This window comes from Burkholderia sp. BCC0419 (genome assembly GCF_902830285.1).
In the GTDB taxonomy this organism is placed as follows: domain Bacteria; phylum Pseudomonadota; class Gammaproteobacteria; order Burkholderiales; family Burkholderiaceae; genus Burkholderia.
In genome coordinates this window covers 147,401-169,932 of record NZ_CADESR010000010.1, presented here as the reverse complement: position 1 = coordinate 169,932, position 22,532 = coordinate 147,401, and the positions used below count along the sequence as shown (strand labels likewise).

Below are 22,532 nucleotides of genomic sequence, written 5' to 3'. Positions count from 1 at the left end.
TCGCACGGAGCGCAACGGGGGGCAAGTATGTCACCCGTTATTTCGAAGAAAATGCGAAAAAATACCGGGAATCCCCTGATAAACCGGGCCGTGTGGTGGGGCCGGATGGGGAAGCGCCGTGCGGTGCGGCAGGGTCGAATCGTCCGACGTTTGCGTGCGGGCGTACACGGATGCCGGAAAAATATTTGGGTGAACTGGACAATTCGGCAGGTCGGTGCGGACCTTGCGCCGGATGAATGATTGCCGTGCCGGAGCGGCGTAAATCTGCCGGGCGGCGCAGCGTCATGCGCGCGCCGATCAAAAATAAAAAAATGCGGACAAGCCTCGTAGGCTTGCCCGCCAGCGTGACGCGATGCCCGACTTCAGTTGCGCCACACCCGCACGACGAGCGCGGCCAGCGACGTCGCGACGGCCAGCGCGGTCACCGCATTCCAGCCCAGTTGCGCGAGCAACAAACTGCCGATCGCGGCGCCGGCCGCCATCCCGATGAACATGCCGACGAACAGCACCGCGTTGAGGCGGCTGCGCGACGCGGGATCGATCCGGTAGACGATCGACTGGTGCGCGATCAGCGTGGCCTGCACGCCGAGATCGAAGCCGATCGTCGCGACCGCGAGCAGGACGAGCTGCGCATGCGGCGACATCAGCGGCGCAGCGGCCATCGACGCGAACGACACCGTTGCGATGCCGATCCCGATCCGCGTGACGCGCTCGGGGCCGTGATGGTCGGCGAGGCGCCCGGCAATCGGCGCGGCCAGCGCGCCGGCGGCGCCCGCGAGGCCGAAGGCGCCGGCCGCCGCGCTGCCGAGGTGGAACGGCGCGCCGTGCAGCATCACCGCGAGCGTCGACCAGAACGCGCTGAAACCGACGGCGAGCAGCCCCTGCGCGAGGGCGGCGCGGCGCAGTGCCGAATGGTCGCGCCACAGCGCCCCGAGCGAGCCGATCAGCGCGCGATACGGCAGCCGCGTGGTCGGCTCGAAGCGCGGCAACCCGCGTGCGGCCACGGCGCCGATCGCGGCGACGCTGACGGCCGCGAGCGCGAACATCGCGCGCCAGCCGGCCGTCTCGGCGACGAAGCCGGCCACGACGCGCGACAGCAGGATGCCGAGCAGCAGCCCCGTCATCACCGTGCCGACGATGCGGCCGCGATGCGCGTCGTGTGCGAGCGTCGCGGCGGCCGGCACGACGTCCTGCGCCATCGTCGCGGCGAGGCCGATCGCGAAGCTCGCCGCGAGCAGCAGCCCGAGCGACGGCGCGACGGCGGCCAGCAGCAGCGCGACGACCAGCGCGGCGGCCTTGGTCACGATCACGCGGCGCCGGTCGAAGCGGTCGCCGAGCGGCGCGAGCAGCAGGATGCCGAGCGCATAGCCGAGTTGCGTGAGCGTCGGCACGAAGCCGATCGCCCGCGCCGACGCGCCGAGATCGGGCGCGAGCGCGCCGAGCATCGGCTGCGCGTAGTAGAGCGGGGCGACGCCGAGGCCGGCGGCGGCCGCGAGCAGCAGCACGAGCCGGCGATCGGGCATCGAATGGGCGGCCGGATGGGCCGGGGCGTGCGCCACGCGGGGCGCTGTGTCGAGACGGGTCGGGGTGGACATCGCGTACATCCTCGGTTGAAGAATGGGATGGACGCGAGTGTGGCGGTACGTGGCCGGCGACGGTAGTGCCGCCTTGCGCAGATTTGTTATACGCTACACGAATGACCGGAAAAACTCCCTCCTCCCCCGCTGCTGGCGGTTCTCGGCGCATTCAGACGGTGCCGGTGGACGGCGCCGGCTATCGTTTCGAGTTGATGGAAACCTTCGTGCGCATAGTCGAGGCCGGCAGCCTGTCGGCGGCCGCCGTCCAGCTGCATACGACGCAGCCGACCGTCAGCCGGCGGCTGCAGGCGCTGGAAAGTTCGCTCGGCATGCGGCTGCTGCAACGCACGACCCATACGATGCGGCTGACCGTCGACGGCGAGCGGTGCTTCAAGCGGGCGAAGGAGCTGCTGGCGAGCTGGGCGGCGTTCGAGGCCGATTTGCGCGGCGCGCAGGAGGAGCCGGACGGGCTGCTGCGCGTCGCGGTGCCGCACGCGTTCGGGCAGCAGCGTTTCGTCGCGCCGCTCGCGCAGTTCCTGCACGACTATCCGCGGGTGTCGGTCGAGTGGCTGCTGCAGGACGAGGTGCGCGATTTCGTCGGCAGCGGCATCGATTGCGCGATCCAGGTCGGCGAGCCGACCGATCCGGGCGTGGTCGCGATCCGGCTGACGAAGGTGCCGCGCTTCGTGGTCGCCGCGCCGTCCGTGCTGAACGGCGCCGACGTGCCGGCCGATCCGGACGCGCTTGCCGCGCTGCCGTGGCTCGCGTTGCGCACGTACTACCGCACCGAACTCGCGCTGACGCATGCCGCCACCGGCGACACGCGGCGCATCGCGATCCGCCCGCGCATCACGACCGCGAACCTGTATGCGCTGCGCAGCGCGGCGCTGCTGGGCGTCGGCGCATGCGTCGGATCGTCATGGATGCTGGCCGACGATCTCGCGCGCGGCGATCTCGTGCACCTCGCGCCCGAATGGCAGGCCCCGCCGCTGCCCGTCTACCTGACTTATCCGCATGCGCAGTTCTATCCGTCGCGGCTCGTGCGGTTCGCCGCGATGATGCGCGACGCCGTGCCGGCGCTCGTCGAAGGGCGCGACGGCTGAAGCGGGCGGCGCCGCGTGGCGGTTCGCCGTCAGCCGCGCCGGATTCCTTCGGGCAGCGTGCTGATGCGGCGCACTTCGGGCGAGTCGAGCCACGCGCGCGACGTCGCGCAGTCGACGAACATGTCGGTCGCGTCCTCGCCCCAGAACAGGTCGCCGTCGAGTGCGAAGGTCGGCACGCCGAACACGCCGTCGGCGATCGCGCGATCGGTGTTCGCGCGCAGCGCGTCCTTGACCGACTGGGCCTCGACGGCCGTCACGCCCTCCGGAAAGCCGACGGCTTCGCATAGTGCGGCGAAGCCTTCCGGCGTCGAGACGTCCTGGCCGTCGCGCCAGATATGCCGGAAGATCCGCCGGATCGCGTCGCGCGAGCTGCCCATCGCGATCGCGAGGCGCAGCGGCTTGATCGGATTGAACGGGTGCGCGGGCGGCATCCGGAACGCAATGCCGAGCTTGTCCGCGCGGTATTGCGCATGCCGATAGGTGAACACGCGCTTGGCCGCGATCTCCGCCGGCGCTTTCTGGCCCCAGTGCGCGAGCAGCGCGCCGAGCACGATCGGCCGCGGCTCGAACGCGGCGGCGGGCGGCAACCGGTCGAACTGTTCCTGTTGCAGGTAGGCGAACGGCGAAACGAAATCGAAATACCAGCTGGCGGTGCGCGCGGCGTTCATCGCGGGTGTCTCCTCGGGCGGATCCGGGTGGGGCGGGTGCGGGTCAGTGTCGCACGCGGCGGCGTTTCGCGCTGCCGCACCGTTTTCCGTCGCCGGCGCGAACGGCGCTAGGCGGCCTCCACCAGCGCCGCGAGCCGCGCCAGCGCCATCTGCCAGCCGGTCTCGTTGTCGGCGGCCGGCACGCCGGGCGGGACGCCGTCGTGCACGGCGTCCACGCGCGTGCCGCCCGCTTCGTCGGACAGCGTGATCGTGATCGTCATCGCGCCGCGCAGCATCGGGTCGTCGGTTTCGAATACATCGATCTCGACGATCTGCTGGTCCGGCACGAGCGTGACGAAGCGGCCGTGATAGGTGTCGGTGTGCGCGGTGGTCTTGCCGGTGTCGGCCGACGGCGCGTCGTAGCTCAGCGACACGCGCAGCGCGCCGCCTTCGCGCGTGTCGTATGCGTGCACGCGGCAGGTCATGCCGTCGGGCACTTTCCATTGCTCGACCGCGTGCGGGTCGAGCAGTGCGCGGTAGACGCGCCCGCGCGGGGCGTTCAGGTGCCGGCTGACCCGGGTCGAATGCGTGTGCGTGTGCAACATGTTGCCTCCCGCGAAGCGCGCGCGACGGTGCACGCCGGCGTCCGGCGTGTCGTCATGCCTTCTTCAGGAATCCTAGACGCGGGCGCGGCGGCATGCAATGACCGCACGCGAAGCGACGTTCAGCGCAGGGTGGCGGCGAAGGCGTCGAGCTGCGTGATGCAGGTGTTCCAGCCCTCGAAAAAACCGAGCGCTTCGTGGCGCTCGCGCGTCGCGGCGTCGGGATGCATCACGCGCGCCTCGTAGCGGCTGCCCGCGTCGTCGTCGGCCATCGTGACGATCGCCGTGAAGCCCAGCCACGGCGTCTGCGGCCGCCAGCCGCCCGCGAGCATCGACGTGAACGCGATGCGCGATTCCGGCACGATTTCGAGGAAGCAGCCGGGGTTGTCGCTCGTGCCGCCGTCGGGGCCGCGCATGAACGTATGGAAAGCGCCGCCCGGCCGCAGGTCGAACGCGCGCACCTCGGTGGTCCACGGCTTCGGGCACCACCATTCCTTCAGCAGTTCGGGGTCGGTCCATGCGTGCCACAGCGCGCGGCGCGGCGCGCGCAGCGTACGCGTGATGACGAGATCGTGGGCTTCAGCGGGTTCGACGTGGCTGGCTGACATCTTGCTCCTCCTGGTGACGGCGTTCGACGAATTCGACGAGACGATCGGATCGCGCTTCCCACTGCGCGCGCTGCGCGGCGAGCCATGCCTCGGCCTCGGTCAGCCGGCTGCCGACCAGTACGCAGGTGCGCGAACGGCCGGTTTTCCGGGTTGCCACGAGGCCGCTGCGCTCGAGCACGGCGACATGTTTCATGAACGACGGCAGCGCCATGTCGAACGGCGCTGCCAGCGCGGAGACGGTCCGCTCGCCCTGGCCGAGCGCGCTGACGATCGCGCAGCGCGTCGGGTCGGCGAGGGCATGGAACACGTCGCTGAGGCCGGGTTGAATGTTATCCATTTGGCTAAGTGTAGGCGATGTCGAAACCGATGCAGCGAAAATTTCCGTCGCGTACGATGATGGGGCGGTAACACGCGCCGACCGGGCGCCGCGTTGCCGGACGCCCGCCGTCGTCGCGCGAGCCTCGATGCCCGGCCGGCGTTCGTACCGATTCCAGCCCATGCCGAACCCGCGCGTGCGGCCCACCTGATTACCGGAGATGGCATGACCGAACCTGTTACCGTCCGCCGCGTTGGCGCGAGCGAAGCGATGGCCTGCGTCGATGCGCTGGCCGACGTACTGATCGATTGCGTCGAAGGCGGCGCGTCCGTCAGCTTCATGTTGCCGATCGAGCGGCACACCGCCGTCGCGTTCTGGACGCGTGTGGCCGAGGGCGTCGCGAACGACGAGCGCATTTTGCTCGTCGCCGAGGATGCGTCCGGCCGGATCGCCGGCACCGTGCAGGTCGTGACCGCGCAGCCCGAGAACCAGCCGCATCGCGCGGACATCTCGAAGATGCTCGTGTCGCGGCATGCGCGCCGGCAGGGCATCGCCGCGCGGCTGATGGCGGCGGCCGACGCGGCCGCGCGCGACGCCGGCAAGACCGTGCTGGTGCTCGACACGGTGACGGGCGGCGACGCCGAGCGGCTGTATGAACGGGCAGGCTGGCAGCGCGTCGGCATCGTGCCGAACTATGCGCTGATGCCCGACGGCGCGCTGTGCGCGACGACGTTTTTCCACAAGCAGCTCGCGTAACGGAATCCGCGATGCATCCGATCGGGCCGGCGCTGCTGTTCGCCACGCTGGCGGCCGGTGTCGTTGCATTGATCGCACCGGCGTGGCTTGCTGTCGTGTGGCGTCGCCGCACGCAGGTGCCGTTGCGCGTGTTTTGCTACGGGATGCTGATCTTCTTCGTGTTCCAGCCGGTATTGCGCCTGTCGTGGCAGGCGCCGCTGTTCCACTGGCTCGGGACCGAGCCGCGCTGGCATCTGCCGATGCTCGTGTTCGCGGCGTTGACGGCCGGGCTCTTCGAGGAATGCGGGCGCTGGGTCGCGTTCCGGTATCTGCTGCCGAAGCGGCACGACGCGCAGACGGCGGTGATGCTCGGGCTCGGGCACGGCGGGCTGGAGGCGATGTTGCTGGTTGGTGCCGGGTTTGTCGTGCTCGGCGCCGGCTACCTGCTCGCGCATGCGGGCGTCGTCGTGCCTGAAGGCGCGCAGTCGCTGATCGGATCGCAGTTCGCGGGGATGACGCTCGCGTCGCCGTTTCTCGCGCTGTTCGAGCGCGTGAGTGCGATGGCCGCGCATGTCGGGCTGTCGCTGATCGTGCTGCAGGCGTTCGTGCGCGGCGCGAAACGCTGGCTCGTGTATGCGATCGCCCTCCATTTCGTGTTCGATCTCGCCGCGGTGCTGCTGACGCGCTACTGGCACGTCGATACCGTGCTGGTCGAGGTGCTTTTGTTCGTGGGTAGCGTTGCGTTGCTGTGGTTGGGGGTGCGCTGGAGCCGACGGGGAGCAGGCGCTGGCGATACGCGTACGGGGCACGTCGTGTGACGGGCTTGGCACGTGTCAGTCGCATGCGGCGGGGCCCCGAGCGTGCCGGCAGCCGCCTCGCGAACGGAAACCCGCCAGAAAGAAAAGCAGAACCGGGCGCCCCGGTCCGATATATTCACGTTCACGCAGAAAGACGCCAACGACACGCCACGAATCCGCCGCCTCGATGAAACGCTCCCATGTCGCTTTCGCCCTCACGGGCCTGCTCGTCGCGCTGCCGATTGCCGCGTATGCACTCGTCAAGCCGCTGCGCGTCGTCGCGCCCGCGCTGGTTCCCGGCGTGTCGTGCCCGAGCGCCGACATCTGCATGGACGATGCCGCGAAGCTCGGCGACGCGCAGCAACTCTATCGCGATGGCTACGCGCGCGCGGCGGTGGCCGTCGGCGCGTTCCGCGACGCACCGCGCGTCGTGTTCTGCTCGACGCGCACGTGCGCCGATGCATTCGGCCTCGGCACGCGCGCGGCGCTGACGCTCGGCGATTTCGGCGTGGTGATCGCGCCGCGCGGCTGGCAGACCTATTTTCTCGCGCACGAGCTGATCCATCACCGTCAGGCGGAGGTGCTCGGCAACCTCGCCGTCTTGACCAAGCCGCGCTGGCTGATCGAAGGGATGGCGTATGCGCTCAGCGACGATCCGCGTCATCCGCTGAAGGAGCCGTTCGAATCGTGGCGCACGCAGTTTGCCGCGTGGAATGCGGCGCGCGGCACGCAGCCGCTGTGGGATGCCGCGCGGGCAATCGAATAGCGCGACAAGGACGTGGGCGCTGCGTCGAAGGGCGCGCCGTTACGCCGACGTGACCGAATCGCCGCGTCGGCCGGTCAGCGCGTCCCGCCCCGCGTCCAGAATCTCGTCGGCCAGCGCGGGATCGCTGCCGGCGATTGCGCGGGACAGCACGAGCGCACCGACCATCTGGCTGAAGACCGCAAGCGCGTCGCGACGCGTCTGATCCGGCGTGGCGCCGTCGGTCGCCACCATCCGTTCCAGTCGATCGAGATACGCGGCGAGCCCGTGCGCGTAGCATGCGCGCGCCGTATCGGTCAGTCGCGGCGCATCGCCCGCGAAGCCGGACAGCGGGCACCCGCCCTCGACGTTGTCGCGATGCGCGGGCGACAGATACGCCGCCACCTGCGCGCCGAGACTGCCGGCGTTCGGCGAATCCGCGCGGTCGTGCATCGCCTTTTCCATCACTTCGGCGACCAGCGCGTCTTTCGACTTGAAGTGGTTGTAGAAGCCGCCCTGCGTGAAGCCTGCCTCCTTCATCAGCTCCGTCAATCCCACGGCGTCGACGCCGCGCGCGCGGAACAGCCGTTCGGCGGCCGCGACGATCGCGTTGCGGTTTTCCGCCGCCTGTTGTCTCGAGACGCCCATCGATCCCTCCCTCGTTCCGGCAATTGCGTCGATTGAAAAACACAATGGCGATCACCATTGACGTGCCGGAATCACGCTGGCACCATGCATCGCAAAGACGATGGTGATCGACATTGAGATTCGAGTGTAGCCGACTTCGCGGACGAAGCGAAGCGACCGGCGCGGCACGGATCGACGTTGGTCAGGGTCTAGGGTGCGGCGAGGCGCGGGCGGCGGGACGGCCTGGCTTTCGGCACCGGCGGTGCAACGGTTCGGTACGCGATGGCAGCGTGGTTTTTCACCGGATCCCGAGCGTGCGGCGAACCGGCGCGCACGGGATCGAATCTCCGAAAGGATGGGTCATGAAGATCGAAGGTGCAGTCGTTTTCGTCACGGGCGCGAACCGCGGGCTTGGCCTCGAGTTTGCGAAGCAGGCGCTCGCCAGAGGGGCGCGCAAGGTCTACGCGGCGGCGCGCGATCCGGCCAGCGTGACGCTGCCGGGCGTCGTGCCCGTGAAGCTCGACGTGACCGATCCGGCGGCGGTCGCCGCGGCGCGCGACGTCACGCTGCTGATCAACAACGCCGGCATCGCGCGGCTCGGCAGCCTGACCGACGACGGCGCGGTCGACGCATTGCGCGCTCACCTGGAGACAAACGTGTTCGGGATGCTGGCGATGTCGCGGGCGTTTGCGGGAACCCTCGCGGCCCACGGCGGCGGCGCGATCCTGAACATCCTGTCGGTCGCGAGCTGGGTGAACCGGCCGATCCTGTCGGGCTACGGCGTGTCGAAATCGGCCGCATGGGCGCTGACCAACGGGCTGCGCCATTCGCTGCGCGAGCAGCGCACGCAGGTGGTCGGGCTGCATGCCGGCTTCATCGATACCGACCTGACGGCCGGCCTCGACGTGCCGAAGGCCACGCCGGCCGACGTCGTGCGCCAGGCGTACGACGCCATCGAAGCGGGGGCGGAGGAAGTGTCGACCGACGAGTTCACGCGGCAGGTGAAGGCCACGCTGTCGTCGGGCGTCTATCTGGAAGAACCGGCGCCGCGTTGACGCCGCCGGCAATGCGAACCCGCCGCAAGCGTGGCGGCGGGTCGTGCCGTCAGACCGTCGTGTCGATGATGCCCGGGATCTTCACGTCCGGGTTCACGTCCGCGTCGTAGTCGACGCCGGCGATCTCGAAGCCGAACAGACGCAGGAACTCGGTCTTGTAGCCGGCGAAGTCGGTCATCTCGTACAGGTTTTCGTTCGTCACCTTGTCCCACATCGCGACGACCTTCGCCTGCACCTGCGGATCGAGTTCCTTGTAGTCCGCGCGCAGACGGCCTTCATCGTCGACGTGCGGCGTCGCGCCGTACAGGCTGTCCTTCAGGAGCCCGTACACCTGCTCGATGCAGCCTTCGTGCGTGCCGGTTTCCTTCATCACCTTGAACAGCAGCGACAGGTAGAGCGGCATCATCGGGATCGCCGAGCTGGCCTGCGTGACGACGGCCTTCAGCACCGACACGCGCGCATCGCCGCCGTGCGCGGCCAGCTTGTCGCGGATCGACAGCACCTTCTTGTCGAGATCCTTCTTCGCTTCGCCGATCGAGCCGTTCCAGTAGATGTCGTGCGTGATCTGCTCGCCGAGGTACGTGAACGCGGTGGTCTTCGCGCCGTCGGCCAGCACGCCGGCTTCATCCAGCGCGTCGATCCACATCTGCCAGTCCTCGCCGCCCATCACCGCGACGGTGCCGTCGATCTCTTCCTGCGTCGCCGGTTCGAGCGACACTTCGCGGATCACTTCCTTGTCGGTGTCGAGGCCGCGGAACGTGACGGCCTTGCCGATCGGCTTGAGCGTCGAGCTGATGGTTTCGCCCGTCTTCGGGTGCGTGCGGCGCGGCGCCGCGAGGCTGTAGACGACCAGGTCGACCTTGCCGAGATCCTGCTTGATGGTGTCGATCGTGACCTGTTTGATCTTGTCGGAGAATGCGTCGCCGTTGATGCTGCGCGCATACAGGCCCTTTTCGGCGGCGAATTTCTCGAACGCGGCGCTGTTGTACCAGCCGGCCGTGCCCGGCTTCGTTTCGCTGCCGGCGCGCTCGAAGAACACGCCGAGCGTGTCCGCGCCCGAGCCGAATGCGGCCGAGATCCGGGCGGCGAGGCCGTAGCCGGTCGACGCGCCGATCACGAGCACCTTTTTCGGGCCATTGGCGATCGGGCCGTGCGAAGTCACGTAGTCGATCTGTTCCTTGACGTTGGCTTCGCAGCCGACGGGATGAGTCGTCACGCAGATGAAGCCACGCACGCGCGGTTTGATGATCATGGAAACCTCTGTCTATCAGAAAGGCGGGGACGGCCTGAAATCGGAAAAATCCCGCGCATTGTAAAGGAAGCGGCCGATCGCGGGCGGGCGCGGCCGGAAGGTGCCGGATCGCCAGGTTATTTCTCTCTTGACAGAAATAACTGAAATGAATAAATTTCCGGACATGGAACTCACACCGATTGCCGAACGATTCATTCTCCACTGGGGCGAAATGGGCTCGCGGTGGGGCGTCAACCGCACCGTCTCGCAGATTCACGCGCTGCTCTACCTGGCCGGCCGGCCGGTAGCTGCGGACGAGATCGCCGAGACGCTCAACGTCGCGCGCTCCAACGTCAGCACGAGCCTGAAGGAGCTGCAGGCATGGCGGCTCGCGAAGGTCGTGCACGTGCTGGGCGATCGCCGCGACCACTTCGAGACGTCGACCGACATCTGGGAGTTGTTCAAGCTGATCGTCGAAGGGCGGCGGCAGCGCGAGATCGAGCCGACGCTCACGGTGCTGCGCGATTGCCTGACGAATCCGGAGATCGCGAATGAGAGCCGCGAGACCGAACAGCGCATTCGCGACACGCTGCAGTTCGTCGAGACGCTTACTACCTGGTCGGACGAGATGTTGCGGCTCAAGCCCGATACGCTGATGAAGGCGCTGGGCATCGGCGCGAAGATCAGCCAGACGGTCAGGCGCAAGCCGTCGAAGTAAGCGGTGATGGACGTGCGGGCAGGCAGCCCGCTTTTTTCGGGGTTGTTATTTCTGTCTGTACAGAAATAACTGTAAATATAGGATGAAAATGAACGCAGCCTTGCCGTCGACCTGCCCGCCCGAGCGCACCGGCGCACGCGGCATGACCGTGCTCGTGTGCGGCGCGAACGGCTTCATCGGGCGGGCGCTGTGCGCGCAGCTCGAAGCCGGCGGGCATCGCGTGCTGCGCGGCGTGCGTCATGCAGCCGGCCCGCACGACGTCGCGATCGACTTCGCGCAGGACGTCGATCCGCACGTGTGGCTGGCGCGGCTGAAGGGCGTCGACGTCGTGATCAACGCGGTCGGCATGCTGGCCGACCGACGCGGCGCGACGCTCGACGCCGTGCATCGCGCCGCGCCGTGCGCGCTCTTTACCGCGTGCTGCCGTGCCGGCGTGCGGCGCGTGATCCAGATCTCGGCGCTCGGGGTCGAGCGCGGCGATACGCGGTACTTCGCGAGCAAGCTGGCGGCCGACCGTTTCCTGCAGACGCTGCCGATCGATTTCCGCATCGTGCGCCCCGCGCTCGTCTACGGGGCGGCCGGCGCGTCCGCGCGGTTTTTCCGGATGCTCGCGAGCCTGCCCGTGCAGGTGCTGCCGGCGGGCGGCCATCAGCGGCTGCGCCCGGTGCATGTCGACGATCTCGCCGAAGTCGTTGCGCGGCTCGTCGTGCCAGCGGGCGATTCGCAGGCGGCGGGCAGCCGCGTGATCGACGTGGTCGGCCGCGACGAAGTCGAATACCGCGAGATGCTGGCCGGCTACCGCGCCGCGCTCGGATTTTCGCCGGCGGCCCGCGTGACGCTGCCCGGCCCGCTGGTCGGCGCGGCGGCCACACTGCTCGGCGTGTTGCCGGGGGCGATGCTGACGCGCGACACGTGGACGATGCTGCGCGGCGGGAACACCGGCGATCCGGCGGCCACCGCGGCCGTGCTCGGCCGGCCGCCGCGCGGTATCGGCAGCTTCATCGGCGCGGACGCCGCCGCGCTGCGCCGCGACGCGCTCGCGATGTGGCGGCGCCCGTTGCTGCGGGGCGCGCTCGCGATCGTATGGATCTGGACGGCGATCGCCAGCGCATTCATCCATCCGCTGCACGCGAGCCTCGCGCTGCTTGCGCCAGCACACCTGACGGGCCTGCCCGCGCTGATCGCGCTTTACGCGGCCAGCGCGCTGGATTTCGCGTTCGGCATCGCGACCGTCGTTGCGCCGTCGCGGCGCCTGTGGGCTGCGCAAGCGGCGCTGATCGTCGCGTATTCGGCGGTCATCGCGGTCACGATGCCGGGCCTGCTGGCCGAACCGTTCGGCCCCGTGCTCAAGAACGTGCCGATTCTCGCCATCCTGTTGATCCTGTTTTCAGAAGAAGAACACGCATGAATACCTATCTCGTCATCAAGGCGCTTCACATCCTCTCCTCGGTGCTGCTGGTCGGCACGGGGTTCGGCACCGCGTTCTACCTGTTCTTCGCGAACCGCACGCGGTCGGTGCCCGCGATCGCGGCCGTGTCGCGGCTCGTGGTGCGCGCGGACTGGTGGTTCACGACGCCGGCCGTGCTCTTCCAGCCGGCGTCCGGGTTGTGGCTCGCGCACACGGCCGGCTGGCCGTGGCATACGCCGTGGCTGCTCGCGTCGATCGTGCTGTACGCGGTCGCCGGTGCGTGCTGGCTGCCGGTCGTGTGGCTGCAGCTCGAACTTGCATCGATGGCGAAGCTCGCGCACGCGAACGGCGACGCCGCGTTGCCGGAGCGCTACTGGCGCTATGCGAAGCGCTGGGAACTGCTCGGATATCCGGCGTTCTTCGCGATGCTGAGCGTCTACTTCCTGATGGTGGTCAAGCCGATGTAAGTCCGCGCCGTCGCGCGGGAGCGGCGGCGTACGCGGGAAAGCAGTCAATCGATCGATTCATGATGCTTGCGATAACAAGAAGGAGTGCAAAGCATGGACTCAAGTGAATTGGTTCTCTACTTCGACGGGCGATGTCCGTTATGCGTCGCGGAAATCCGGCGTCTCGGCGCCCGCGACGCACGACACCGGCTGGCTTTCGTCGATATCGCCGAGCCGGGTTTCGATCCGGCGCCGCTGGGCGTCGACTTGCCCGCGCTGAATCGCGAACTGCATGCGCGACTGCCCGACGGACGCATGCTGACCGGTATCGACAGCATTCAGGCTGCCTATACGCTGGTCGGGCGCCGCTGGGTCGTCCGGCTGCTTCGCGTGCCGGCGATGCGTGCCGTGTTCGCGCCGCTGTATCGCCGCCTGGCACGCAATCGGCATGCCGTATCGCACTGGCTCGGGTATCGCGCGGAAGCCTGCTGTGAAGGCGGTGCGTGCGGCATCGGCACGAACGCCGAAAATGCGGCAGCGAATCGCCCGGCGCACGACACTCCGCGCCGCATCGTCGTGCGCTGGATGTACGCAGCGGCGATCGCGCACCTGCTCGTCGGCGTAGTGATTCCGTGGATTGCCGGCGCATCCTGGCTCGACGCGTATCACCGCGACATCGAGTGGCATTTCTGGACGGGAACCGCACCCGAAGCCGCGCGCGCCCAGCAGGTCTGGTGGATGTCGCTGATCGCCGCGACGGTGCAGTGCGCAGCGGTCTGGATGCTCGCGCTCGTCCATCTCGGCAACCGGTTGCGGAAACGGGAGGTGTGGGGCTGGCTGCTGGCCGGCCTGTTGATCTGGGCGCCGCAGGACATGCTGTTGTCGTGGCAGGCGCAGGTGTGGGGCCACGTGGCGATCGACGTCGCTGCACTGGTCGCGATGGCGCCGCCGCTGGTCTGGTTATGGAGGAGGGATACCGCATGAACACGTTGCCTGCTTTCGACTGGGCGCTCAACCTGCTGATCGTGCAGGGCGCGATGGGCGCATTCGATACGCTTTACCACCACGAACTCACGCAAGACCTGCCGCACAGCCCGCGCGCGCGGCTCGAACTGGCGATTCATGCGGTGCGATCCGTGCTGTACGGTCTCGTGTTCGCATCGATCGCGAACGTCGCGTTTCACGGCGCATGGGTCGCGGCCGTCGCGACGGTCGTGCTCGTCGAGGTGGTGCTGACGTTGTGGGATTTCGTCGTCGAGGACCAAAGCCGCAAGCTGCCGGCGACCGAGCGCGTGCTGCACACGCTGCTGGCCGTCAACGGCGGCGCGCTGTTCGGGATGATCGCGATGCAACTCGCCGTGTGGGCGCACGAGCCGACCGCGCTGCACGCAATCGACCTCGGCTGGCGCGGCTGGCTGCTCAGCCTGTTCGCCGTGGGCGTGACGGTGTCGGGCGTGCGCGACGGGATCGCCGCGTGCCGCATCGCGCAGCGTGCGCCGGCCGCCAACCCGTTCGCGGGGCAGCGGCCAGGCAACGTGCTCGTCACCGGCGGCACCGGCTTCATCGGCGAAACGCTCGTGAACCAGTTGCTCGATGCGGGACATACGGTCACGTTGCTGGTGCGCGATCCGCTGCGCGCGGCCTACCTGTTTCAAGGCCGCGTGCGCAGCGTGACGTCCGCCGACCAGTTGCAGCCGCACGAGCGCTTCGACACGGTCGTCAATCTCGCCGGAGCGCCGGTGCTGGGCGCACGCTGGAGCACGCGCCGGCAGGCGCTGCTGCTCGCCAGCCGCGTCGGCGTCACGCAGGCGCTGATGCGCTGGGTCGAGACTGCCGAGGTCAAGCCGCGCACGTGGATCCAGGCGTCCGCGATCGGCTACTACGGCGTGCGGCCGGCCGATGAGCGGCTCGACGAAGGCAGCCGCGCGGGCACGGGCTTCATGTCGGATCTGTGCCGACAGTGGGAAGCGGCCGCGCAGCCGCTCGAGCAGCACGGCGTGCGCGCGGTGGTGCTGCGGCTGGGCCTCGTGTTCGGTCCCGGCGGGGCGTTGCGCCCGATGCTGCTGCCGCACTACTTCGGACTGGGCGGGCGATTCGGCGACGGCGCACAGGTGATGAGCTGGATTCACCGCGACGACGTGCTGCGGATCGTCGCGCGCGCGATGTCGAATGCGGGCATGCGCGGCGTCTACAACGCGGTCGCACCGGTGCCGCTGACCCAGCGCGCGTTCGTGCAGGTCGTGACGAAGGTGCTGCGCCGCCCCGCGTTTCTGCACGTACCGGCCGCGCCGCTGCGCGCCGCGATGGGCGAGATGGCCGAGCTGCTGCTGGACGGGCAGCGCGTGATGCCGGCACGGCTGCATCAGGACGGATTCATGTTCCGCTTCCCGACGGCCGAGCACGCGCTGCGCGACCTGACGAATCGGCCGCACACCGATTTCGCGCCCGCGGCCTGCCGTTTCCCGCGAGGTCGTGTATAAATTCGGCGTGAACGCGTTCGGCGCGTGACGTGCGCCCCGAACGCTCTGCCCCCGACCCCACAAGGAGACTGCATGCTGCACATCCTCGGCAAGATTCCGTCCATCAACGTCCGCAAGGTGCTGTGGCTGTGCACCGAACTGAACCTGCCGTTCGAACAGGAAGACTGGGGCGCGGGCTTTCGCACGACCCACGATCCGGCCTATCTCGCGCTGAATCCGAACGCGCTCGTACCCGTCATCAAGGATGACGATTTCGTGCTCTGGGAATCGAACACGATCATCCGCTACCTCGCGAACCGCTACGGCGGCGATGCGCTGTATCCGGCCGAGCCGCAGGCGCGTGCGCGGGTCGACCAGTGGATCGACTGGCAGGGCTCGGACCTGAACCGCGCGTGGGTCGGCGCATTCCTCGGCCTCGTGCGCAAGTCGCCCGACCACCAGGATCCGGACGGCATCGCGCAGTCGATCGCGGGCTGGACGAAGCACATGCACGTGCTGAATGCGCAACTCGAAAAGACCGGCGCGTACGTGGCCGGCAACACGTTCACGCTCGCGGACATTCCGATCGGCCTGTCGGTGAACCGCTGGTTCGGCACGCCGTTCGAGCGGCCGGACCTGCCGGCGGTGTCGCGCTATATCGAACGTCTCGCGACGCGTGAGGGTTTCAAGCAGTACGCGGGCAGCGCGAATCCGTAATGCAGCGCGGGTAGTGCGTGAAGCGGCGGCGTCGCCACAACTGCCGCCGTATCGCGTCCGGCGGGCAACCGCCCGTCGTCACGCACCGGGCGCCGGCACCGCGGCGAGCACGCGCGCGAGAAACGCTTCGTGATTCCACGCGGCTTCCGGCCGCGACAGCCCGAGCCGCACGACCACCAATTGACGGCTCGGCACCACGCTCACGAACTGGCCTTCATGGCCGACCGCATGAAACGCGTCGGCCGGCATCGCCCGCGCGTGCGGATCGCGATCGTTGAACGGCTCCGGCACCTTGACCCACAGCTGCGCGCCGAACTCTTGCCGCGACGACTGCGGCGTCGCGCGCGTCAGGTAACGCACCCAGCCTTCCGGCAGCAGCCGCTGCCCGTTCCACATGCCGTCCTGCAGCAGAAGCTGCCCGAAGCGCGCCCAGTCGCGTGCGCTCGCATACATGTACGACGCGCTGACGAGCGTGCCGGACGCATCGGGCTCGAACACCGCGCTGCGCATCCCGAGCGGCGCGAACAGCGCGCGGCGCGGAAACGCGAGGTAGTCGTCGTCGCTGCCGCCCAGCGCTTCGCGCATCACGCGCGCGACGATCGCGCTCGTGCCGCTCGAGTACGACCACTGCGCGCCGGGCGTCGCGGCAAGCGGCTTCGCCGACGCGAACCGCGCGGTATCGGGCTGCGTGAACAGCATCACCGCGACGTCGGACAGCGGGTCGTCGTAGTCCTCGTTGAACTGCAGGCCGCTCGTCATCCGCAGCAGTTCGTCGAGCGTGATGGCCGCGCGCGGATCGCCGCTGCCGCGCCATTCGGGCAGCAGCGCCGACGCGTCCGGCGACAGCTTGTGCTGCGCGACCAGCGTGCCGACCAGTGCGGCCGTGACGGTTTTCGTCATCGACCAGCCGGGCAGCGGCGTGTCGGCCGTGAAGCCGGGCGCATAGCGTTCGGCGATCACCTGGCCGCGCCACATCACGACCACCGCGCGCGTACGCCGCGGCCGCGTCGGATCGGGTTCGTCGAACGCGCGGTCGAGCGCGGTCTGCAGCTTGTGTGCGTCGATGCCGGCGGGCGGCGTGGCCGGTGTGGATGGGGCGGGTGGCGCGGGCGGCGGATCGGGGAGGGGCGGCAACGCGGCGGGCAAGGTGGCCGCCGCTGCACCGGTCGGCGACCCCAGTGCGAGCGTGCAGCCGAGTCCCGGCCGGAAGTCGGCTTCGCGTTCGGCGAAGCCGGCGAAGGTCGCCACCGCGCGATGATGGTCGGGGTCGATCGACGGGCGCACCAGTTTCAGCAGCGGATGGACGCCGGCCATGATGTCGACGTCGATCACGGACGCGGCCGGGCGGCCCGACACGAACACGCCGGAACACAGCGCCTTGGCCGCATAGCCGGTCGCGATCGGCGCGAGCCGGGACAGCATGTAGCCTGTGTAGCCGATCGCGGCAACGAGCGCGAGCGCGACACCGCGCAGAATCAGCTTCTTGAGGGGGATCGTCATGCGCGAGCGTCCTCGGTGGCGTGCCGGCCGGCAACGATCCGGCAGTGTCGCAGGTTCAGGCGATGCGGTGCAATCGCGGCCGCGTGACGCGTGATGACGGCCGCATGCATGCGCGCTGCCGCGCGCTCGACGGTTCGGCACGCGTCGCGCGAGTTGATGTCGGGCCGGCCGTCGGCCGATAATCGTCCGGCATTGCTCTCCCAGTCCCACTGTCCAACCGAGATCGGAAAACGCCATGTCCTACGACAACAACAACCCGTTCGCCAAAATCCTGCGCGGCGAACTGCCGTGCGTGAAGGTCGCCGAAGACGACGCGACGCTCGCGATCATGGACCTGATGCCGCAGGCCGACGGTCACGTGCTCGTGATTCCGAAGGAGCCGGCCGCGCAGATCTTCGAGCTGTCCGGCGATGCGGCCGCGGCCGGCATCCGCATGACGCAGCGCGTCGCGGCGGCGGTGCGCGCGGCGCTCGAGCCGGACGGCGTGTTCATCGGCCAGTTCAACGGCGCGGCAGCCGGCCAGACGGTCCCGCACGTGCACTTCCACGTGATTCCGCGCTGGGAAGGCGCGGAGTTGCGGATGCATGCGCGCGACATCGCCGACGCGGCGACGCTCGAAGCGCTCGCGCAGCGCATTCGTGCCCGCTTCGTGTAACAGCCCGACCGCACTGGGTGCAGCGGCCCGCCCACCGGCTGGCTGCTGCCCCGCCTAAGCCTGTTTCAGCGGTCACGCGAGGTAACACGTGTAACCGCCCGGGAAACTCGGCCGGCCAGGCCCGGCGCTAGACTCCGCGCATTGTTTCACCGAGCGACAGGAAGGGCGGATCGCCCCTTCGTGCCGGCCGCCGCCTGTCGCGGCGGCACGGCCTTCGCGCGGTGCCATTCGTCTTTCGCGCCGGGAACCGAGCCATGTCCAGACTTCTCATCACGCTTGCCCTGATCGGCGGCCTGTCCGGCTGCTACGTCGCGCCGCCGTACGGCTACGCGCCCGCGCCGGCCTACTACGGCTATGCGCCTGCGTATTACGCGCCGCCCGTCACCGTCGGCATCGGCGGCCACTTCCACATCCGCTGACCCGTCGTAGCGCGCCGGCCCCGGCCATACCGGCCCGGTCGGCTGCGTTGGCTGGACGATGCACGCGAGTTCGCGCGCCGCATGACGGTGCTGCACGGCGCCCGGTGTGCGCTGTTCCTATACTTCACAGGAAAGCGCATTCCTGTGAGGCCGTCATGACAGCCACCCGCAAGGTCGTCGTCCTGTCGGGCGTATCCACGCTCGTCTATCTCGGGCTCGCCGTGCTCGGCAGCGGCGGGTTCGCTGCGTTCTTCTCGCATCCGCAGCTGACCGTCGTCGCGATCGCGACACTCGCGATGGCCATCGCCGCGCTGTTCACCGAAGGCAACCTGAGCAGCGGCGAGCGCGAGAGCCGCGACAACCGCTGGGTGCTCGCGGCGTTCGCGGTGAGCGGCTTCCTGCTCGCGTACCTGCCCGCGCTGACCGACCGGCTCGACGTCTGGACCTTCGGCGGCGAGACGGTGCGCTGGATCGGCGTCGTGCTGTACCTCGTGGGTGGTGTGCTGCGCATCTGGCCCGTGTTCGTGCTCGGCAAGCGCTTCAGCGGGCTCGTCGCGATCCAGCCGGGCCATACGCTCGTGACCGGCGGCATCTACAGCCACATCCGCAATCCGAGTTATCTCGGCCTGGTCGTCAATTCGCTCGGCTGGGCGCTGGTGTTCCGCTCGGGCGTCGGCGTGCTGCTGGTCGTGTTGACGCTGGTGCCGCTCGTCGCGCGCATCCGCTCGGAGGAGGCATTGCTGCGTTCGCAATTCGGCGCCGAATACGACGCGTATTGCGCGCGGACGTGGCGGTTGCTGCCCGGCGTGTACTGACCCCGTCATCTTTCCCCTGACCGTCGTTCGGACGCCCGCTTACGCCGTGTGCAGATGTGTTGCCACGTGTGTCTCAAACGTGCGAGCGCGTGCATGAACGCGTCTGACTGAAGGCGGGGCCGGACCCTTGCAAGAACCAATACCGGCAAGGGTTTCAGCCGGATTCGGCGGACCCGTTCGACGGGCGTGATTCGTAAACAACTTGTTACGAGAATGTCCACGGCAGGAATGCGGGACCGGTGCTATTCTTCGCCGCAAGCTCATTGAAATGAATTGGTCCGCGGTTCGGCACAATGCCTGGCCCGATGTCGATCGATTCAGATCGTCGTAACGAGCGGACCTCGATAACCAGAATTGCGAACAAGGAAGAATACGGGAATGTGGAAGAAAATCGCCCCCGCTCTCGTCGTCGCCGTGCTGACCGGCGCGACTGCACTGCCGGCCGTGGCCGGTGACTTGAACAACGCGCTCGGCGGCGCGCTCGGCGGGGTTGCCGGCGCAGCGGTCGGCGGCGCGGTCGGTGGCAGCACCGGCTCCGTCATCGGCGGCGCGATCGGCGGCGGCGCCGGCGGCGCGGTGACGTCGAACCGTCGCGAGCGCACCGGCGCGATCATCGGCGGCGCCCTCGGCGGCGGCGCAGGTACCGCGGCAGGCAACGCGATGGGCGGCCGCACGGGCGGCCTGCTGGGCGCGGCGGTCGGCGGCGGCGCCGGCGCGGCACTCGGCGGCAACATGTCGCGCAGCTCGTACGATCGCGATCACGGCGACCGCGGCTACCGTCACCGCAAGCATCGTCACCACCGCGACTGGGACTGATCGCTGCTGGCGCGGCACGGTGCGCGACCCGCGCACCGGCGCGCCGACGGCGTCGGCATCCCGACGCGAGCTTCAGCCCGGCGCCCTGCCGGGCCGCTTCGCCGGCCAGACCGGCGATCCTCCTCCGGCTGCATCAGCCGCTGCCATGTGCCCGATCGACGGGCCGGCTATCCCCCCCGCTGTTTTCTCCGTTTCTCGACGACATCGCCTGCCGCGTCCGAATGCGCCCGGACAGGATTGGCCGCATCACATCTGCTTTTCCTTGGACATGTCGGCTCGTTCCAATCTGACCTGACCGTATCCCGCGACCCTGCCGCAGCGATCCGCTGTCGCGCACGTATCGATCGCCTTCGATCCGCGTAACGCGATGTATCGAGATCGGCACTTGCACGCCGCGTTGCCGTGCGCGGACGCATCGCGAGAACATCGCAACCGTCAGGATTTCCCTGATAGTCGGCGCCCCCCGCAACGCCTCCCCACCGCGCATCGCGGGCGCCGGCGAGTAGTGGGAAATCGAATGGATGTCATCGCAACATTTAATTGGTCGATCGGGATCGACTTCGCTATCGTCGGCGATGCTCGCGTACGGAGTCGAACCGTGCCGCCGTCCGCGCCTCGCCGCATGATCGCGAGCGCCGCGGCCCGGCCCCGGCCCGACAACCCGGGCCGCCGCGTCCGCTGAACCGGACTGACCCGACGCGAAGCCTGGCCGACCGACCGAAGGCGCATGCGCTTTCAAGCCACCCCGGCAACGATGTCCCGCCGCCGCATGCGTGCCCCACGCGCATGCGAACCGCCCGATGCCGTTTGCGTCCGGGGCCGGACCAACCCATTGCCTGGATGCACTATGTCTAAGACAACGTATTACGCGCCGCATGGCGGCCACCCGCCGCAGACGGATCTGCTGACCGATCGCGCGATGTTCACCGAGGCGTACGCGGTGATCCCGAAGGGTGTGATGCGCGACATCGTCACGAGCTGGCTGCCGTTCTGGACGAACACGCGCCTGTGGGTGATCGCCCGCCCGCTGTCGGGTTTCGCGGAAACCTTCTCGCAGTACATCGTCGAAGTGAATCCGGGCGGCGGCAGCGACAAGCCCGAGCAGGACAAGAACGCCGAAGCCGTGCTGTTCGTCGTCGAAGGCGAAGCCGAGCTGACGCTGCAAGGCAAGCAGCACACGCTGAAGCCGGGCGGCTACGCGTTCATTCCGCCGGGCGCGGACTGGACGCTGCACAACGTCAGCGATGCCGCGGTGCGTTTCCACTGGGTGCGCAAGCACTATCAGGCGGTCGACGGCATTCCGCTGCCGGAAGCGTTCGTGACGAACGAGCAGGACGTCGAGCCGATCCCGATGCCGGGCACCAACGGCGCATGGGTGACGACGCGCTTCGTCGACATGAGCGACATGCGTCACGACATGCACGTGAACATCGTGACGTTCGAGCCGGGCGGCGTGATTCCGTTCGCCGAAACGCACGTGATGGAGCACGGCCTGTACGTGCTGGAAGGCAAGGCCGTTTATCGCCTGAACCAGGACTGGGTCGAGGTGGAAGCCGGCGACTTCATGTGGCTGCGCGCGTTCTGCCCGCAGGCGTGCTATTCGGGCGGGCCTGGGCGCTTCCGTTATCTGCTGTACAAGGATGTGAACCGTCACATGAACCTGACGCTGAACCCGGCGCGCTGAAGCGCCGCGCAAGTCGGACATGAAAGCCCGCCGGTGTTTGCCGGCGGTTTTTTTTCGGGCTCTTCGTGGGGTTCCTTGGATGTCCGGTGCCGACCCGGAGCGGTCAGCCGGTTCGCTCGGAAGCGGTCCTCATGTGGCGAAGCTGAGGGCTTTGACCAGCTCGTTAGCCACGACGTAGGCAATCAGAACGTAACAACGAAAACTGCAGGAGATCATGATAGGCGCCACGCCAGTACCCGGCTTGACGCTGATACCCTTCGCGGACAAAGCCCAGCGTCTCCAGCACCTGTATAGAGGATGCGTTCTGAGGGTGAACCTGGGCTTCGATACGGTTTATCTGCATCGTGTCGAAACCGTAATCGATCGCGGCAGAAAGCGCTTCGTTCATGTATCCCTTGCCACGCGCAAACGTAGCTAGCTCATAGCCAACGGCGCAGCTTCGCCAATTTCGATTCCATCGGAAGAGGCCGCACGTACCAAGTAAATGGCCGTCCGAAAGTCTCTCGACGGCCCAACGGACGCCAGAGCCACTGCGCCGCCAGTCGGCAAATACCTGAATCAACTTGTCAGCCTCGCCTATATCGGTCATCGGATCGGTACCGAACCAGCGCATACCCTCAGCGTCGCCATGCACCGCGAACAGCGACGGTGCGTCGCTGGGCAAAAGCTCCCGCAATGACAGCCGGGAAGTTGTCAGCGTTGGGAACGTGCCTTCCGTTTCGCCCCGATTGATGGACACCAGCGCCCCCTGTGTCGATGTTTCACTTGGTTTCAATAAATTGTCGCCGATTCAGTCCCGCCGATCCAATGTCCGGTGTTGGGTGCGGATTCAACCCGACGCGGTGGGCTGCCGCC

Annotated in this window: 25 protein-coding genes; 16 read left to right on the top strand and 9 right to left on the bottom strand. The window is 68.3% G+C overall.

Annotation, left to right across the window (positions count from 1 at the left end; translation table 11 throughout):
* Positions 1-362: 362 nt before the first annotated feature.
* Entirely contained in the window at positions 363-1,595 is a 1,233-nt protein-coding gene (locus tag HWW87_RS31590; protein ID WP_174429418.1) for an MFS transporter, read from the bottom strand.
* A gap of 101 nt (positions 1,596-1,696) precedes the next feature.
* On the opposite strand from HWW87_RS31590, the gene HWW87_RS31585 reads away from it, so the two are divergent.
* The gene (locus HWW87_RS31585) at positions 1,697-2,680 is read left to right on the top strand and encodes a LysR family transcriptional regulator (protein ID WP_175823590.1); all 984 of its coding nucleotides are present in this window, start codon (positions 1,697-1,699) and stop codon (positions 2,678-2,680) included.
* A 29-nt stretch (positions 2,681-2,709) separates the two neighbouring features.
* Here HWW87_RS31585 and HWW87_RS31580 read toward each other — a convergent pair whose 3' ends face one another.
* The 4 genes from HWW87_RS31580 to HWW87_RS31565 form a co-directional block, all read right to left on the bottom strand.
* Positions 2,710-3,348, bottom strand: a complete 639-nt coding sequence (locus HWW87_RS31580) for a 2-hydroxychromene-2-carboxylate isomerase (RefSeq protein ID WP_175823589.1) — start codon at positions 3,346-3,348, stop codon at positions 2,710-2,712.
* Positions 3,349-3,455: 107 nt separating this feature from the next.
* The gene (locus tag HWW87_RS31575) at positions 3,456-3,932 is read right to left on the bottom strand and encodes an SRPBCC family protein (RefSeq protein WP_175823588.1); all 477 of its coding nucleotides are present in this window, start codon (positions 3,930-3,932) and stop codon (positions 3,456-3,458) included.
* A 119-nt stretch (positions 3,933-4,051) separates the two neighbouring features.
* Positions 4,052-4,537: an SRPBCC family protein gene (locus HWW87_RS31570; protein WP_175823587.1), complete on the bottom strand. Its 486-nt coding sequence runs from the start codon at positions 4,535-4,537 to the stop codon at positions 4,052-4,054.
* The gene (locus HWW87_RS31565) at positions 4,509-4,874 is read right to left on the bottom strand and encodes a metalloregulator ArsR/SmtB family transcription factor (protein WP_175823586.1); all 366 of its coding nucleotides are present in this window, start codon (positions 4,872-4,874) and stop codon (positions 4,509-4,511) included. Before HWW87_RS31565 ends, HWW87_RS31570 begins: the two co-directional genes overlap by 29 nt.
* Before the next feature lie 204 nt (positions 4,875-5,078).
* On the opposite strand from HWW87_RS31565, the gene HWW87_RS31560 reads away from it, so the two are divergent.
* The 3 genes from HWW87_RS31560 to HWW87_RS31550 all read left to right on the top strand — a co-directional run bounded on the left by HWW87_RS31560 (position 5,079) and on the right by HWW87_RS31550 (position 7,151).
* Complete coding sequence (locus tag HWW87_RS31560) at positions 5,079-5,609, top strand: GNAT family N-acetyltransferase (RefSeq protein ID WP_175823585.1); 531 nt, start codon at positions 5,079-5,081, stop codon at positions 5,607-5,609.
* Positions 5,610-5,620: 11 nt separating this feature from the next.
* Complete coding sequence (locus tag HWW87_RS31555) at positions 5,621-6,406, top strand: YhfC family glutamic-type intramembrane protease (RefSeq protein ID WP_175823584.1); 786 nt, start codon at positions 5,621-5,623, stop codon at positions 6,404-6,406.
* 166 nt (positions 6,407-6,572) lie between these two features.
* Positions 6,573-7,151, top strand: a complete 579-nt coding sequence (locus HWW87_RS31550) for a hypothetical protein (RefSeq protein ID WP_175823583.1) — start codon at positions 6,573-6,575, stop codon at positions 7,149-7,151.
* A 39-nt stretch (positions 7,152-7,190) separates the two neighbouring features.
* Here the strand turns inward: HWW87_RS31550 and HWW87_RS31545 are convergent, their stop codons facing one another.
* Positions 7,191-7,775 (bottom strand): TetR family transcriptional regulator, encoded by a 585-nt coding sequence (locus HWW87_RS31545; protein ID WP_175823582.1) that lies wholly within the window; start codon positions 7,773-7,775, stop codon positions 7,191-7,193.
* A 341-nt stretch (positions 7,776-8,116) separates the two neighbouring features.
* Here HWW87_RS31545 and HWW87_RS31540 point away from each other — a divergent pair, with 341 nt between their 5' ends.
* Positions 8,117-8,809 (top strand): SDR family oxidoreductase, encoded by a 693-nt coding sequence (locus HWW87_RS31540; protein ID WP_175823581.1) that lies wholly within the window; start codon positions 8,117-8,119, stop codon positions 8,807-8,809.
* Between the two features lie 49 nt (positions 8,810-8,858).
* Here the strand turns inward: HWW87_RS31540 and fabV are convergent, their stop codons facing one another.
* On the bottom strand, positions 8,859-10,061 hold the full coding sequence (fabV, locus tag HWW87_RS31535; protein ID WP_175823580.1) for an enoyl-ACP reductase FabV: 1,203 nt from the start codon (positions 10,059-10,061) through the stop codon (positions 8,859-8,861).
* 163 nt (positions 10,062-10,224) lie between these two features.
* Between fabV and HWW87_RS31530 the strand changes: the two genes are divergently transcribed.
* From HWW87_RS31530 to HWW87_RS31505, 6 genes are all read left to right on the top strand, one after another.
* On the top strand, positions 10,225-10,758 hold the full coding sequence (locus HWW87_RS31530) for a MarR family transcriptional regulator (RefSeq protein ID WP_006480371.1): 534 nt from the start codon (positions 10,225-10,227) through the stop codon (positions 10,756-10,758).
* 88 nt (positions 10,759-10,846) lie between these two features.
* Positions 10,847-12,166, top strand: a complete 1,320-nt coding sequence (locus HWW87_RS31525) for an SDR family oxidoreductase (RefSeq protein ID WP_175823579.1) — start codon at positions 10,847-10,849, stop codon at positions 12,164-12,166.
* On the top strand, positions 12,163-12,633 hold the full coding sequence (locus tag HWW87_RS31520) for a DUF2269 domain-containing protein (protein WP_174385657.1): 471 nt from the start codon (positions 12,163-12,165) through the stop codon (positions 12,631-12,633). Before HWW87_RS31525 ends, HWW87_RS31520 begins: the two co-directional genes overlap by 4 nt.
* A gap of 93 nt (positions 12,634-12,726) precedes the next feature.
* Positions 12,727-13,596 carry a DUF393 domain-containing protein gene (locus HWW87_RS31515; RefSeq protein WP_175823578.1) on the top strand — a complete coding sequence of 290 codons (870 nt, stop codon included), beginning with the start codon at positions 12,727-12,729 and terminating at the stop codon, positions 13,594-13,596.
* Positions 13,593-15,092: a TIGR01777 family oxidoreductase gene (locus HWW87_RS31510; RefSeq protein WP_175823577.1), complete on the top strand. Its 1,500-nt coding sequence runs from the start codon at positions 13,593-13,595 to the stop codon at positions 15,090-15,092. The genes HWW87_RS31515 and HWW87_RS31510 overlap by 4 nt, the downstream gene beginning before the upstream one ends.
* 72 nt (positions 15,093-15,164) lie before the next feature.
* Positions 15,165-15,788: a glutathione S-transferase gene (locus HWW87_RS31505; protein ID WP_175823576.1), complete on the top strand. Its 624-nt coding sequence runs from the start codon at positions 15,165-15,167 to the stop codon at positions 15,786-15,788.
* A 78-nt stretch (positions 15,789-15,866) separates the two neighbouring features.
* On the opposite strand, the gene HWW87_RS31500 is transcribed toward HWW87_RS31505, so the two are convergent.
* Positions 15,867-17,288: a serine hydrolase gene (locus HWW87_RS31500; protein WP_175823575.1), complete on the bottom strand. Its 1,422-nt coding sequence runs from the start codon at positions 17,286-17,288 to the stop codon at positions 15,867-15,869.
* 235 nt (positions 17,289-17,523) lie between these two features.
* Between HWW87_RS31500 and HWW87_RS31495 the strand changes: the two genes are divergently transcribed.
* The 5 genes from HWW87_RS31495 to HWW87_RS31475 all read left to right on the top strand — a co-directional run bounded on the left by HWW87_RS31495 (position 17,524) and on the right by HWW87_RS31475 (position 21,677).
* On the top strand, positions 17,524-17,943 hold the full coding sequence (locus tag HWW87_RS31495) for an HIT domain-containing protein (RefSeq protein ID WP_089492911.1): 420 nt from the start codon (positions 17,524-17,526) through the stop codon (positions 17,941-17,943).
* A 254-nt stretch (positions 17,944-18,197) separates the two neighbouring features.
* A complete protein-coding gene (locus HWW87_RS31490; protein ID WP_162838116.1) occupies positions 18,198-18,362 on the top strand; it encodes a hypothetical protein in 165 nt (54 codons plus the stop codon).
* Positions 18,363-18,517: 155 nt separating this feature from the next.
* Positions 18,518-19,177, top strand: a complete 660-nt coding sequence (locus HWW87_RS31485; protein WP_175823574.1) for an isoprenylcysteine carboxylmethyltransferase family protein — start codon at positions 18,518-18,520, stop codon at positions 19,175-19,177.
* Positions 19,178-19,555: 378 nt separating this feature from the next.
* A complete protein-coding gene (locus HWW87_RS31480; protein WP_027781621.1) occupies positions 19,556-19,993 on the top strand; it encodes a hypothetical protein in 438 nt (145 codons plus the stop codon).
* A gap of 847 nt (positions 19,994-20,840) precedes the next feature.
* On the top strand, positions 20,841-21,677 hold the full coding sequence (locus HWW87_RS31475) for a bifunctional allantoicase/(S)-ureidoglycine aminohydrolase (RefSeq protein WP_175823573.1): 837 nt from the start codon (positions 20,841-20,843) through the stop codon (positions 21,675-21,677).
* Between the two features lie 163 nt (positions 21,678-21,840).
* On the opposite strand, the gene HWW87_RS31470 is transcribed toward HWW87_RS31475, so the two are convergent.
* On the bottom strand, positions 21,841-22,416 hold the full coding sequence (locus tag HWW87_RS31470) for a GNAT family protein (protein WP_175823630.1): 576 nt from the start codon (positions 22,414-22,416) through the stop codon (positions 21,841-21,843).
* Positions 22,417-22,532: the final 116 nt, after the last annotated feature.